The sequence below is a fragment of the Phenylobacterium deserti genome, from assembly GCF_003254705.1.
Lineage (GTDB): Bacteria > Pseudomonadota > Alphaproteobacteria > Caulobacterales > Caulobacteraceae > Phenylobacterium > Phenylobacterium deserti.
This window is the reverse complement of sequence record NZ_QFYR01000004.1, coordinates 165,798-178,286: the sequence shown is the minus strand read 5'-3', so window position 1 is coordinate 178,286 and position 12,489 is coordinate 165,798. Positions and strand designations below refer to the sequence as shown.

The window sequence follows — 12,489 nt, the reverse complement described above, 5'->3', positions numbered from 1 at the left end:
GAACGCCCCGCAGCCGGGAGGCTGCGAGGCGTCCGCCCGTCTCAGCGGTTACGCCGGCTCGGCGATGCCGATCGGCTCGACGCTGTCCGGGTTCTGCGGCACGTCAAAGCGGTCGGCGTTCATCACCTTGGTCCAGGCCTTGATGAAGTCGCGGACGAACTTCTCTTCGTTGCCGCGCTCGGCATAGACCTCCGCCGTGGCCCGCAGCTGGCTGTTGGAGCCGAAGATCAGGTCGGTGCGCGTCGCTCGCCACTTCTCGTGGTTGCCGCCGCGGTCGTAGCCGATGAACTCCTCGTCGGCGCTGGTGTCGATCACCTTCCAGAAGGTGTTGTTGTCCAGCAGGTTGACGAAGAAGTCGTTGGTCAGCTGGCCCTTGCGATCGGTGAAGACGCCCTCGGGCGCGTCCCTGTAGTTGGCGCCCAGGACCCGCAGGCCGCCCACGAGCACCGTCATCTCCGGGACCGACAGACCGAGCAGCGAGGCGCGGTCCAGCAGCAACTCCTCCGTGCGGACCGAGTGCTTGGTCTTCAGGTAATTGCGGAAGCCGTCGGCCACCGGCTCAAGCACGGCGAAGCTCTCGGCGTCGGTCCACTCCTGGGTAGCGTCGCCGCGACCGCCGACGAAAGGCACCTCGACGTTGAAGCCGGCGTCGCGCGCCGCCTTCTCGACGGCGGCCGTGCCGGCGAGCACGATGGCGTCCGCCATGGATAGCGAGCCGCGGAGCTCATCGATGCGGGCCAGGATGCGGTCCAGCTCCTCCGGCTCGTTCACCTTCCAGGTCTTCTGCGGCTCGAGCCGGATCCGGGCCCCATTGGCGCCGCCGCGATGGTCGGAGCGCCGGTAGGTCGATGCGGACGCCCAGGCGGTCTTCACCAGCTGGCCGACGCTGAAGCCTGCCGCGAGGATCTTCGACTTGAAGGCCGCGACATCGGCGTCGGTGGGCTTGGAGCCGGCGGGCACCGGGTCCTGCCAGATCAGGTCCTCGTCGGGAACCTCGGGGCCGAGGTAACGGACCTTGGGTCCCATGTCCCGGTGGGTGAGCTTGAACCAGGCCCGGGCGAAGGCGTCCTTGAAGGCCTCGTGGTCGTTGCGGAACTTCTCGGAAATCGCGCGGAATTCCGGATCCACCTTCAGCGCCATGTCGGCGGTGGTCATCATGGTGGGCACGCGCTGCGACGGGTCGTGGGCGGCCGGCGCCATATCTTCCGGCTTCTGGTTGATCGGCTGCCACTGCTTGGCGCCGGCCGGGCTGCGGACGAGCTCGTACTCGTAGTCGAGCAGCAGGCGGAAGTAGTTCTCCGACCATTCGGTCGGCGTGTTCACCCAGGCGCCTTCGATCCCGCTGGTGATGGTGTGGGCGCCGAACCCGCTCTCGTGCGCGCTGGCCCAGCCGAGCCCCTGCAGGGCGATGTCGGCGGCTTCAGGCGCAGCGTCGACCAGGCTGGGATCACCGGCGCCGTGCGCCTTGCCGAAGGTGTGGCCGCCGGCGGTGAGCGCGACCGTCTCCTCGGGGTTCATGGCCATGCGCTCGAAGGTGATCTTGATGTCCCGCGCCGACTGCATGGGGTCCGGCACGCCGCCCGGGCCCTCGGGATTGACGTAGATCAGCCCCATCTGGATGGCGGCGAGCGGGTGCTCGAGCTCCAGCTGCTCCTCGGGAAGGATGCGGGTCTTGTTGTCCGGGTGGCCGACGAACTGCTCCTCGGAGCCCCAATAGATGTCGCGCTCGGGCTCGAAGACGTCCTTGCGTCCCCCGCCGAAGCCGAAAACCGGGCCGCCCATGGACTCGATCGCGACGTTGCCGGCCAGGATGAAGAGGTCCGCCCAGCTGATGTTCTTCCCGTACTTGCGCTTGATCGGCCACAGCAGGCGCCGCGCTTTGTCGAGGTTGCCGTTGTCCGGCCAGCTGTTCAGAGGCGCAAACCGTTGTTGGCCGCTGTTGGCGCCGCCGCGGCCGTCTGCGGTGCGGTAGGTGCCGGCGGCATGCCAAGCCATGCGGATCATGAACGGGCCGTAGTGGCCGTAGTCCGCCGGCCACCATGGCTGGCTGTCGGTCATGAGCGCCTTCAGGTCGGCCTTCAGGGCCTGGTAGTCGAGGGCGTTGAAGGCTTCGGCGTAGTCGAAGTCATCGCCCATAGGGTCAGGGGAGAGGCCGCCCTGATTGAGGATGTCGAGGGGGAGCGACTCGGGCCACCAGTCCCGGTTGGTGCGCCCCAGAAGCGAACGCACGGTCGTGGGCTTGGCCGCGGGGCAGCCCTGCGGGTGTTCGACCTTCTGATCCATCTCTTCCTCCATCCATGTTCCCAGGCGAGCGCCGCCCCGCTTGGTTTGAAGCTGGAGGGTGCGCCCCGGCGATCATGGGGTAAAATCGATTTTTGAGATGCCTGCGATAGACGCCATCTATGGCCGGTCGGGGCGCGTGCGCCTTGTGTCACAACGCGAAGGACGCGGCCCATGACACTGGCGCTTCGCCCTCGTCGCCAACGGCGTGTCCTCCCGCCGTTCTGGGAGCGCGCGCAGTAAAACAGAGCAAAGCTTAGCTATAGGGTGGTGAACTAAGATTTCGGGCTGAGGTTCCGAGTGGTTTGACGCGCCGCCGAGCCTGTGCCGCCCGGTACGCGCCAAGTCTCGGAATTCATTAGGCGCACGCTGCGCCGCGGCAGGAGGCGATGCCCGATCCGCACATTCAATGGATACTTTTTGACATTTGTTTATACCGGACGATTGTGCCGCGTCCGTGTGGCCTTACTTGCTCGTCTGCTGTACCACGGCGGCAAGCGGCGGCGCGTTTGGCCCTCGCGCCATGACGCAGGAGCCTGATGACCCTAACGGCGGCCATGCCCAAGCTCGTCAGCCTCGCTGTGCTGATGCTTCTTTGCGGAGCGACCGGCGCCGCCGCGCAGCAGCCGCCGACAGACGACCTCGACGATCCAGCATTCGACGCCGCCTTGCCGCCTTTGGAGGAAACCGCGCCGCCGCCTAGCGCGCCTCAGGTCGAACCTGCCGAGCCGGCGCTGGATCCGGAGCTCGACGCTCCTCTACCGCCTTTGGGGACCTTCGAGACCACGCCGCCGGCGACGCTCGCCGACGTGGTGGACGCGCAGGCGCCTGCGCAGGTCCGCTACACCGTCTCCGCCACGGGTCTCGAGAGCGTCGGGCTGCAGGATGAATTCCGCGATCTGTCGGCGCTGATCGACGGCGAGCGCCGCCCTGCGCCCGCCGCACAGGTCCGCCTGCGGGCCGAGGCCGACCTTGAGCTGATGGAACGGCTGCTACGCTCGCAAGGCTACTACGATGGCCGCGCCACTCTGGTCTTCGATCCCGCCTCCGGAGCCACCGACCGACTGGCGGTGAGCCTCACGGCGACGCCGGGGCCACGCTATCTGCTCGGCCAGATCGCTGTCACCGGCGCGGAGCCGGAGCCGACAGCGCTGGCGCTCGAGGCGCTGGACCTGGAGAGCGGCGCGCCCATCGTCGCGGCCGTGATCCAGACGGCCGAAGCTCGCGTCACCCTGCGCCTGCCTCAGGAAGGCTACCCCTTCGCCGAGCTGGGCTCGCGCGACATCGTTCTGGACGAGAGCGACCACCGCGGAGACTACAACCTGCCGCTGACCGCCGGTCCGAAGGCTACGTTCCGCAATATCGCGGTGCGGGGCCGACCGGTGTTCGACGCCCGCCACGTGGGGGTGCTGGCGCGTTTCAACCCGGGCGAGCTCTACGACAGCCGCAAAGTCGACGACCTGCGCCAGGCGCTCGTCGCGACGGGACTGCTGTCCACCGCGGCTATCGAGCCGGTCCGCACAGGCGTGGTGGGACCAGGCGGCACGGAAGCGGTGGACGTCGCGGTGCGCCAGTCCCCCGCGCCGCCCCGCAGCCTGGCCGCGACCGCCGGTTATGGCACCGGTGAAGGTTTCCGCCTTTCGGGCTCCTGGCGCCATCGCAACCTGTTCCCGCCGGAAGGCGCGCTGGCGCTGGACGCAGTGGCAGGGACCGAGGAGCAGCGCCTCGGCGTCACATTCCGCAGGTCCAACGCCGGCCTGCGCGACAGAACCTTCCAGGCCATCGCCGAGATCTCTCGCGAGCGGCGCGAAGCCTATGAAGCGCAGTCCTTCAACCTTGGCGCCAGGGTGTCGCGCGACAGCACGCCGATTTGGCAGAAGCGGTGGACCTGGGGCTACGGCGCCGAGCTCATCGCCACCAACGAAGAGCGCTACGACTTCACCCTGGGCGACCGAACCCGCGACACCTTCTTCATTGCGGCGACGCCGGCGCACTTGGGCTTCGACGCCTCCGACGATCTGCTGAACCCGACGCGCGGCGTGCGCGTGACCGGACGCGTCAGTCCGGAGCTGTCGATCCAGGACGGCAACGCGCCGTACGTGCGCAGCTTGGTGGAAACCACCGGCTACTTCCCGGTGGGCTCCAGCACCGTACTGGCTGGCCGTTTGCGCCTGGGATCCATCGCCGGGGTGGAACGCGACCGCATCGCGCCGTCCCGCCGGCTTTACTCCGGCGGCGGCGGTTCCGTGCGCGGCTTCGGCTATCAGGACCTGGGACCCCGGGACCCGCAAAACGATCCGCTGGGCGGCCGCTCGCAAGTCGAAATGGCGCTCGAGGCGCGCTACCGGTTCGGCAACTTCGGGATCGTCCCGTTCGTCGACGCGGGGCAGGTCTACGAAGACTCTGTGCCGAACTTCAGCGACCTGCGTGTCGGGGTGGGCGTCGGCGCCCGCTACTACACGAACTTCGGTCCGATCCGCTTCGATGTCGCTACGCCTCTGGATCGCCGCCGCGGCGAGCCCAAGGTCGCCATCTACGTCTCCATCGGCCAGGCCTTCTGATGTCCGAAGACCTGCCCGTCGAGCCCCCTGCAGAAGCCCGTGAGACGGAGACGTCGCCGGCTCGCTCGCGACGAGCCCGGATCCGCCGCGTAGCAGCGTGGGGCGGAGCGGTGCTGGCCGGCTTGATCCTGGTGCTCACCGCCGCTCTGGTGTTCGTCAACACCGGGCCTGGCCGGAACTTCCTTGTGGACCGGGTGGCCGGCCTGCATCTCAAGAACGGCCTGAACATCAGGATCGGCCGGATCGACGGGTCGCTGTACGGCCGCATGGTCATCCATGACCTCGAGTTGCGTGACCCGAAGGGACCGTTTCTGACGGCGCCCACAGTGGTCGTAGATTGGCGGCCCCGCGCCTACCTGCGGCGCCATCTGGTGGTGCGCGAACTGACGGCGCCCAGCATCCGCCTGCTGCGAAAGCCAGCGCTGAAGAAGACGCCCGATCCGGACAAGAAACTGCTGCCCAACATCAATCTCGAGGTGGGGCGTCTGCAGGTCGACGCCTTGCTGATCGAGCCGGCCGTTACCGGTCAGCGACACCTGGTCAGCCTGCGCGGCTCGGGGACGTTGTCCGATGGACGTCTGCAGGTCACCGCCGATGCGGCGGCTGGCCAACAGCCCGGGATGGCCGGAGGGGACCGGCTGACAATTCGCCTCGACGCACGTCCAGACGCCAACCGCCTGCTGGTTGACGCCGGCCTGACCGCCCCGGCGGGCGGCCTTGTCGACAGCTACGCCAAGCTCGGCCGGCCGCTGGAGATGCGCATCAATGGGCGCGGCGACTGGAAGCGGTGGGATGGATCGCTCGTCGGGCGGCTCGGCGGTGCGCCTTTGGCGGACCTGCGGCTCGCTGCACGCGACGGCCGTTTCCAGCTGACGGGTCCGTTGCGGCCCGACCTGCTCATCAAGGGCGAGGGGGCGCGCGTCCTGCAGCCCGCAGTGGGTGTGGACGTCGCGGCCACGGTCGGAAAGAAGCGGCAGGTTCAGACCCGTTTCACGCTGCGCTCCGACGCGCTGGAGGTGAGCGGTGAGGGTGGCCTGGATCTGGCCGGCAGCCGTTACAAGAACCTGCGGCTTACGGGGCGGCTGCTGAAGCCGGGCGCGGTGGCGCCAAACCTCGGCGGCCGAGACGTGCAGGCGGCGTTGGTGCTGGAAGGCCGCTTCGGCCAGCCGCGGCTCGACTACGACCTGTCCGCTGCCGCGGTGAGCTTTGGCGAGACCACGGTGCAAGACATTCGGGCGGCCGGGCGCACAGTGGTGAACCCCACCCGCACGGTGATCCCGATCCACGCCACGGCCCGTCGCGTGACCGGCCTTAATGCTGCAGTGGGCGGGCTGCTGACCAACGTACGCATCGACGGCGACCTGGCCATCGCCGACCGGCGGATCCTGTCCGACAATCTGCGCCTGAGATCCGACAAGATCGACTCCACCGTGATCCTGGTCGCGGACCTGGCGGCAGGACGCTACACGGCGGCGCTCAAGGGGCGGGTGAACGACTATGAGGTGGCCAGCTTCGGCCGCCTGGACGTCGTCACCGACGCGCGTCTGGTGCGCGGGGCCGAAGGCGGCTTCGGCATGACGGGCCGCGTGGAGGTGCGCACCCGCCGGCTCTACAACAAGGCCGTCCAGGACTTCCTCGGCGGCAATGCCACCGTCACCGCCAATCTCGCACTCAACGAAGCGGGGGTGGTCTCGGTAAGCGCCTTGCGGCTGACCGCGCCGCAGTTCCGCATCACCGACGGCGGCGGCAGCCTTTCGCCTGGCGGGCGGATCGCCTTCCGCGCTGCGGCAACCTCCCAGAAGTACGGCCCCCTCACGCTCGCGGCGTCCGGCACAACAGCCCGTCCTGTGATCCGCCTGGTCGCCGCACGCCCGAACGTCGGGGTGCAACTGCGTGACGTCCAGGTGGACGTGGTCGGCGTCGGCGGCGCCTACAGGATCAACGCGCGCGGCGGCTCTCCCTACGGCGGCTTCGCCGGGGAGCTGACGGTCACACCCGGCCGGCCGCTGGCGATCGACATCGCCTCCTTCCGGTTGGCCGAAATCGGGGTGCGCGGTCGCCTTGTGCAATCGGCGGCGGGCCCGTTCACCGGCGTGCTGGACGTGTCCGGTTCGGGGCTGAGCGGCGCTGTGCGTCTAAGCGCGGCCGGAACCGTGCAGCGGGCCGATGCAGAGATCCGGGCCCAGAACGCGCGCTTGCCGCTGGAGCCCGCCACCACCGTCGGCAGCGGCCTCCTGCGGGCCACCGCCATCCTTTATCCGAACGCCCCTTCGGTTACGGCCGACGTGCGGCTGGCCAGGCTTCAGCAGGGCGTGCTGGAGATCGCCAATGCGCAGGGGCGTGTCCGCTACCAGAACGGCCGGGGCGAGGTGGGCCTCACGGCGCAGGGCGAGCGGGGCGCGCCCTTCAACATCGCAGCCCAGGCGTCGCTGACGCCGGACCTGATCCGCGCGAACTTGCGTGGAGCCGTGGGCTCGGTGCCGGTGCGGCTGGCGGCGCCGGCTCAGGTTCGCAAGACCCGCGACGGCTGGAGCCTCGCGCCGGTGACCGTGGTGCTCCCGCAGGGGCAGGTGCTGGTCTCCGGCGAGACCGGTTCGACCACCCGGCTGAACGCACGGCTGAGGAACCTCGACCTCAGCCTCGTGCAGGCCTTTGCCCCTGAGCTCGGCCTGACCGGGTCGGCGAGCGGCGTGGTCGACTTCAGCCTTCCTCGCGGCGCAGCCATGCCGACGGCGAACGCCCAGCTGCAGATCGCCCGCTTCTCGCGGGTGGGTCTGGCCACGGAGTCGCCGCCGGTGGACATCGCACTTCGCGCCGGCTTGTCGGCGAGCGGCGGCGACGTGCGCGCGGTGGTGCGCCGGGGCGGCGTCATCGGGCGCCTGCAGGCCCGCATGGCGCCTCTGCCGGGCGGCGGGGCCTGGACGGACAGGTTGATGCAGGCCCCGCTAAGCGGCGGCGTCCGCTACAGCGGCCCCGCGGACGTCCTTTGGGCCATGACGGGCATCTCCGGGCAGGAGATCTCCGGCCCGCTGGCCGTGGCGGCCGACTTCGGCGGGCGGCTTCGGGAGCCCTCGCTCAACGGGGTGATCCGCGCGGACGCCCTGCGCTACGAAAACCCGACCTATGGCACCGTGGTCCGCAACATCGCCGTCCGCGGGCGCTTCACCCAGACGCGCCTGGAGATCACCAGCCTGACTGGGCGCGCGGGCGATGGCTCGCTCAGTGCATCCGGGACGGTCGGCCTGGACGCCGCCAGCGGCTTCCCGATGGATCTGCGCGCGACGCTCAACCGCGCCGAGCTGGCGGGTAGCGATCAGGTGGCCGCCACCGTCTCTGGAACGCTGACGGTCACCAACAGCCGCGAGCGTGGCGCGGTAATCGCCGGCGACCTCGTCATCCCCGAGGCCCGCTACCAGATCGTGCGGCAAGGCGGCGCCGAGGTTCCCGAACTCACCGGCGTGCGCCGTCGCAACCAGCCGCCGCCGTCCGCCGCAAAGGCGCCGGCCTCTGGCGGGCTGCCCAGCAACTGGCGCCTCAACATCCGGGTGCGCGCGCCCAACCGTCTGTTCGTCAACGGCATGGGTCTGGACTCCGAGTGGCGCTCCGACCTGCGGGTGCGCGGCACGGCCAACGCGCCCGTGGTGCTGGGGGAACTGGAGGTGGTGCGAGGGACCTACACCTTCGCTGGCCGACGCCTGGAGATCACCGATGCGGACGTGCAGTTCGACGGCGCGACCCTCACCAACCCGGCGCTGAACATCACCGCCTCGACCACCGTTCAGGGCGTCACGGCGGCTGTGAACGTCACCGGGCGCGCGCAGGACCCTCAGATCAGCTTCTCCTCCACGCCCGCCCTGCCGCAGGACGAGATCCTGGCGCGGCTGCTGTTCGGCAATACGGTGGGCCAGCTGTCTCCGGTGCAGGCGATCCAGCTGGGCGCGGCGCTGAACTCGTTCCGAACGGGCGGGGGCGGGGCGAACCCGCTGGGCAAGCTGCGGTCCGCGACGGGCCTGAGCCGCCTGCGGGTGGTCTCCGCCGACCAGGCGGCGGGCGGCGGCGCGGCCCTGGCGGCCGGTCAGTACATCACCAGCAACATCTATCTGGAGGTGGTGACGGACGCCCGCGGCTTCACCGCCACCCAGCTGGAGATCGCCCTGTCGCGGACCCTCAGCATTCTGTCGCAGACGGGCTCGTTCGGCGGCTCCAACATCAGCCTGCGCTACTCGCGCGACTACTGACAGTTCGGCCTAGGCATACGGGCAAAAGAAAAGGGCCGGTTCCTTGCGGAACCGGCCCCAATCCTTAGCGGCGCTTCAGCTTAGAAGTTGAAGCGGGCGCCGAGCCGGAACGTCCGGCCGATCAGGCCGGCGTAGTGGAAGGTGGTCAGGAAGTTCGGCGCGCTGGAGTAGGCGGCCGGAGCCACCGGAGCCGGCGCGTTGAACATGTTGCCGACGTTGGCATAGACCTCGAGGCCTTCAGCCAGCTGAGCCGACGCGGTCAGGTCGGTCGTGACGAAGGCGTCGATGTAGCAGAAGCGTTCGCCGATCGTCGGGTTGCCCGGAGCGTAGATGTTGTTCTGAGCGCAGTCGGTGCCGTTACGCTGGTCGGCCGCGACCGACTTGATCTTGTCCACGAAGTAGGTGGTCGTGGAGATCTGGTAACGGTCCCACTCCAGCGTGTTCTGCCAGTTGCCGCGCAGGTCCGGCGTACCGTTGCCCGAGGACAGCTGGTACGGGCCGAGGGTGCCGGCGTACTTCTGGACCTGACCGTCGTCGGTGATCAGGTTCGCCTTGAGGGTCTTGGTGAACTCCAGGCGGCTGGTGAAGGTCCCGTCGATCCACGGCACCGGAGCGGTGACGGTGGCCGAGAAGTCGAAGCCTTCGGTCTCGTAGGAGCTGGCGTTCACGAACGGCGCGTTGATGATCAGCACGCGCGGCAGCGCGTCCGGATACAGCGGGTCGATCGCGTCGATCAGGTTACAGGAGTAGCCCGGACCCACGGCCGCGACGCGGGCGCAGGCGTCGGTGACGTTGGCGCCTTGGAAGTAGGCGGCGCGGGCGTCGGCGATCTTCGGACCGGCGACGATCAGGCCATCCTTCTTCACGTTGAAGTAGTCGACCGTGAAGCTCAGCCAGTTGAACGGCTGGGCGATCATGCCCGCCGTATAGCTCTTGGAGATTTCCGGCTCGAGTTCCGGGTTGCCGACGTAGCCGCCGCCCAGCGAGTAGGCGAGGCCGTAGCCGTTGCTGCTGCCGCCGTGCGCCGCCACGAACGACGCCGGGGGCGTGTAGGTGGAGAAGCCGGCGTACTGGCTGAGCGGGCCCGATTCCGCGAAGGTCGGGGCGCGGAAGCCTTCCGAAGCGGTGGCGCGGAACGCCAGCTCGCGGAACGGGGTCCACTTCACGCCGACCTTCGGAGAGAAGTGGCTGAAGCCTTCCGAGTAGTGGTCGTAGCGGCCCGACAGGTTGACTTCGAGCTGTTCCAGAACCGGAGCCAGCAGTTCGAAGTAGCCGGCCGACACCGTGTGCTGACCGAACGCCGAGGACGTCGTCAGGGTGTAGGTGTCCAGGCGCTGGTTCTGGTTGCGGTTGACCAGCTTCTCGCGGCGGATCTGGGCGCCGAGAGCCAGCTGCATGTCGCCGCCCGGCAGGGTCCACAGGGTCTTGGTGACCGAGGCGTCCAGCGAGAACAGCTGCGAGTAGGACGGCGTCACAACGCGCGGAGAGACGAAGTTCCGCACGGCGGAGCTGTTCGCTTCCGGGTTCACGAAGTTGTACGCGCCCGTGTTGATCGCGTTCAGCAGGTTCGCGATGTTCAGGAAGCCGTACTGCTCGATCTCCAGGTTGTCGCGCGCGGCGACCGCCTCGATGCGCCAGTTCCAGTCGCCGTCGACGCTGCCGAACAGACCGGCGGTGCCGCGGATGACGTCGTTGCTGCGGTCCGAACCGGCCGGGATGTCGCCGAACAGGTAGTAGATCCGGGCCGCGCCGTTGGCCGGGTCATTGGCGTAGGCGGCGGCGTACGGGTTGTTCGGGTTCAGGCGACGGTCGCTGGCCGTGGCGCAGTTCACGCCCGTCGAGCAGATGTAGACCGGCAGCACGATGCCCGGGTTGTTCGAGGCTTGCGAGGGCGAGCCGCCGAACGGCTGGGTCGCACGCAGGGCGCGCGGCGCGTTCTTGATGCTCACCAGGTCGTGGCTGAACATCCCGGTGATGTAGCCTTCGACGTAGTCGTTGAACTTGATGCTCAGGCGACCGCTGAAGGAGTAGCGCTCCTGCAGGGGTTGGATCTGGTTGTAGAGGTCTTCCAGATTGTACTGGCAGCCGGTGCCGCGCGAACCGCCCGTGGTGACGGTGTAGCTGCCATAGCGGCAGTTCGGGTTCAGCAGGTTGAACACCGCCGGGGTCGTGGCGGTGTTGATGCCGCCGGCCAGGGGGTTGTTCAGGTCGGTCTGCGAGACGCGCGTCACGATGGCCGACGGCGTGGCCGTGGTGAGCGTGTTGTCGGCCGAGTTGTTGTCCAGGCCGCCGATGATGCGCAGGTCGCGGTTGTTGTACGGGAAGCCGCGGCTGTTGTTCGTGACGCGGCCGTCGCGCTGGTACTCGGCGTTGACGTAGAAGTTCCAGCCGGTCTGCTCGTAGTCGCCCCAGCCGAAGGTCAGGTCCGCACGGCCGTGCTCGGCGTCGTTCTGCTCGGACAGGCCGCCCTGCAGGCTGCCGGCCAGGCCTTGGAACTGGCGCTTGGTGATCAGGTTGACCACGCCGCCGATCGCGTCGGCGCCGTAGGTGGACGAGGCGCCGTCCTTCAGGACTTCAACGCGCTCGATGATGCTGAACGGAATGGAGTTCAGGTCGACGTAGGAGTTGTGGCCGTCGTCGCTGATCGGGAAGTTGGCCGAGCGCAGGCCGTCGACCAGAACCAGGGTGGAGGACACGCCCAGGCCGCGCAGCGAGACGGCCGAGCCGCCGGCGCTGAAGCCGCTCTGGAAGCCGGTGCCGATGGAGCCGGCGCTGTCGGCGGAAACCGAGCGGATGGCGTCCGTGGCGGTCACGATGCCGGCCCGCTCCAGGGTCTCGGCGGTCATCACGGTGACCGGAGAAGGCGTTTCGGTGTCGGTCCGCCGGAACAGCGAACCGGTGACCACGACTTCTTCGACCTGGCTGGCGTCGTCAGCAGGCGCCGTCTGGGCCGCGGCCGTGTCCGCTGCAAAGAGAGCTGCGGCCATGCCGCAGATCATGGTGGAAGCGAGCAGGCGCTCCCGCTTGGTTTGCATCTTCAAAGTTCAGTTCCCCCGGCCGCCTTCGTCACCTGTGACGACGCGCGGCTCGATTAACGTCCTCCCGAGACTCCCGAAGAGTCCGGTTACGGCGGAGCTACGGACCGAACGGGGGCAGGGTCAATCTCGTTGTCGCCGGCGAAATATTACGGTTATGTCATGTCGTATTTCCGCCACATGCGGCAGCCGGTCGCAGAGAACCGGCCAAACCCGGGCAGGATTTGCCTCCAGTGAAGCTTGTCGCCTTCGGAGCGCGACGCGTTTGTTCCCCCAATGATGAGCGTGCAAACCTAAGTTGAAGGCCCGGCCGAGCACGCGCTGAGCCCGCCTGCGACACTTTGCATGGGGCATCTGGCCGGCTGCAAAGCCGCG

The 12,489-nt window shown here is 68.6% G+C and carries 4 protein-coding genes; 2 read left to right on the top strand and 2 right to left on the bottom strand.

The window, feature by feature from the left end:
* Positions 1–48: 48 nt before the first annotated feature.
* Positions 49–2,283 (bottom strand): catalase/peroxidase HPI, encoded by a 2,235-nt coding sequence (gene katG / locus DJ018_RS15610; protein ID WP_111516114.1) that lies wholly within the window; start codon positions 2,281–2,283, stop codon positions 49–51.
* 536 nt (positions 2,284–2,819) lie between these two features.
* Here katG and DJ018_RS15605 point away from each other — a divergent pair.
* Both DJ018_RS15605 and DJ018_RS19705 read left to right on the top strand, forming a co-directional pair.
* Complete coding sequence (locus DJ018_RS15605; protein WP_111515901.1) at positions 2,820–4,841, top strand: autotransporter assembly complex protein TamA; 2,022 nt, start codon at positions 2,820–2,822, stop codon at positions 4,839–4,841.
* Complete coding sequence (locus DJ018_RS19705) at positions 4,841–9,079, top strand: translocation/assembly module TamB domain-containing protein (protein ID WP_111515900.1); 4,239 nt, start codon at positions 4,841–4,843, stop codon at positions 9,077–9,079. Before DJ018_RS15605 ends, DJ018_RS19705 begins: the two co-directional genes overlap by 1 nt.
* 80 nt (positions 9,080–9,159) lie before the next feature.
* Here the strand turns inward: DJ018_RS19705 and DJ018_RS15595 are convergent, their stop codons facing one another.
* Positions 9,160–12,114 carry a TonB-dependent receptor plug domain-containing protein gene (locus DJ018_RS15595; RefSeq protein ID WP_240609582.1) on the bottom strand — a complete coding sequence of 985 codons (2,955 nt, stop codon included), beginning with the start codon at positions 12,112–12,114 and terminating at the stop codon, positions 9,160–9,162.
* Positions 12,115–12,489 lie beyond the last annotated feature (375 nt).

Coding starts and splice junctions, on each gene's coding strand:
- katG (WP_111516114.1), bottom strand. CDS start 2,283: ATGGATCAGAAGGTCGAACACCCGCAGGGCTGCCCCGCGGCCAAGCCC.
- DJ018_RS15605 (WP_111515901.1), top strand. CDS start 2,820: ATGACCCTAACGGCGGCCATGCCCAAGCTCGTCAGCCTCGCTGTGCTG.
- DJ018_RS19705 (WP_111515900.1), top strand. CDS start 4,841: ATGTCCGAAGACCTGCCCGTCGAGCCCCCTGCAGAAGCCCGTGAGACG.
- DJ018_RS15595 (WP_240609582.1), bottom strand. CDS start 12,114: ATGCAAACCAAGCGGGAGCGCCTGCTCGCTTCCACCATGATCTGCGGC.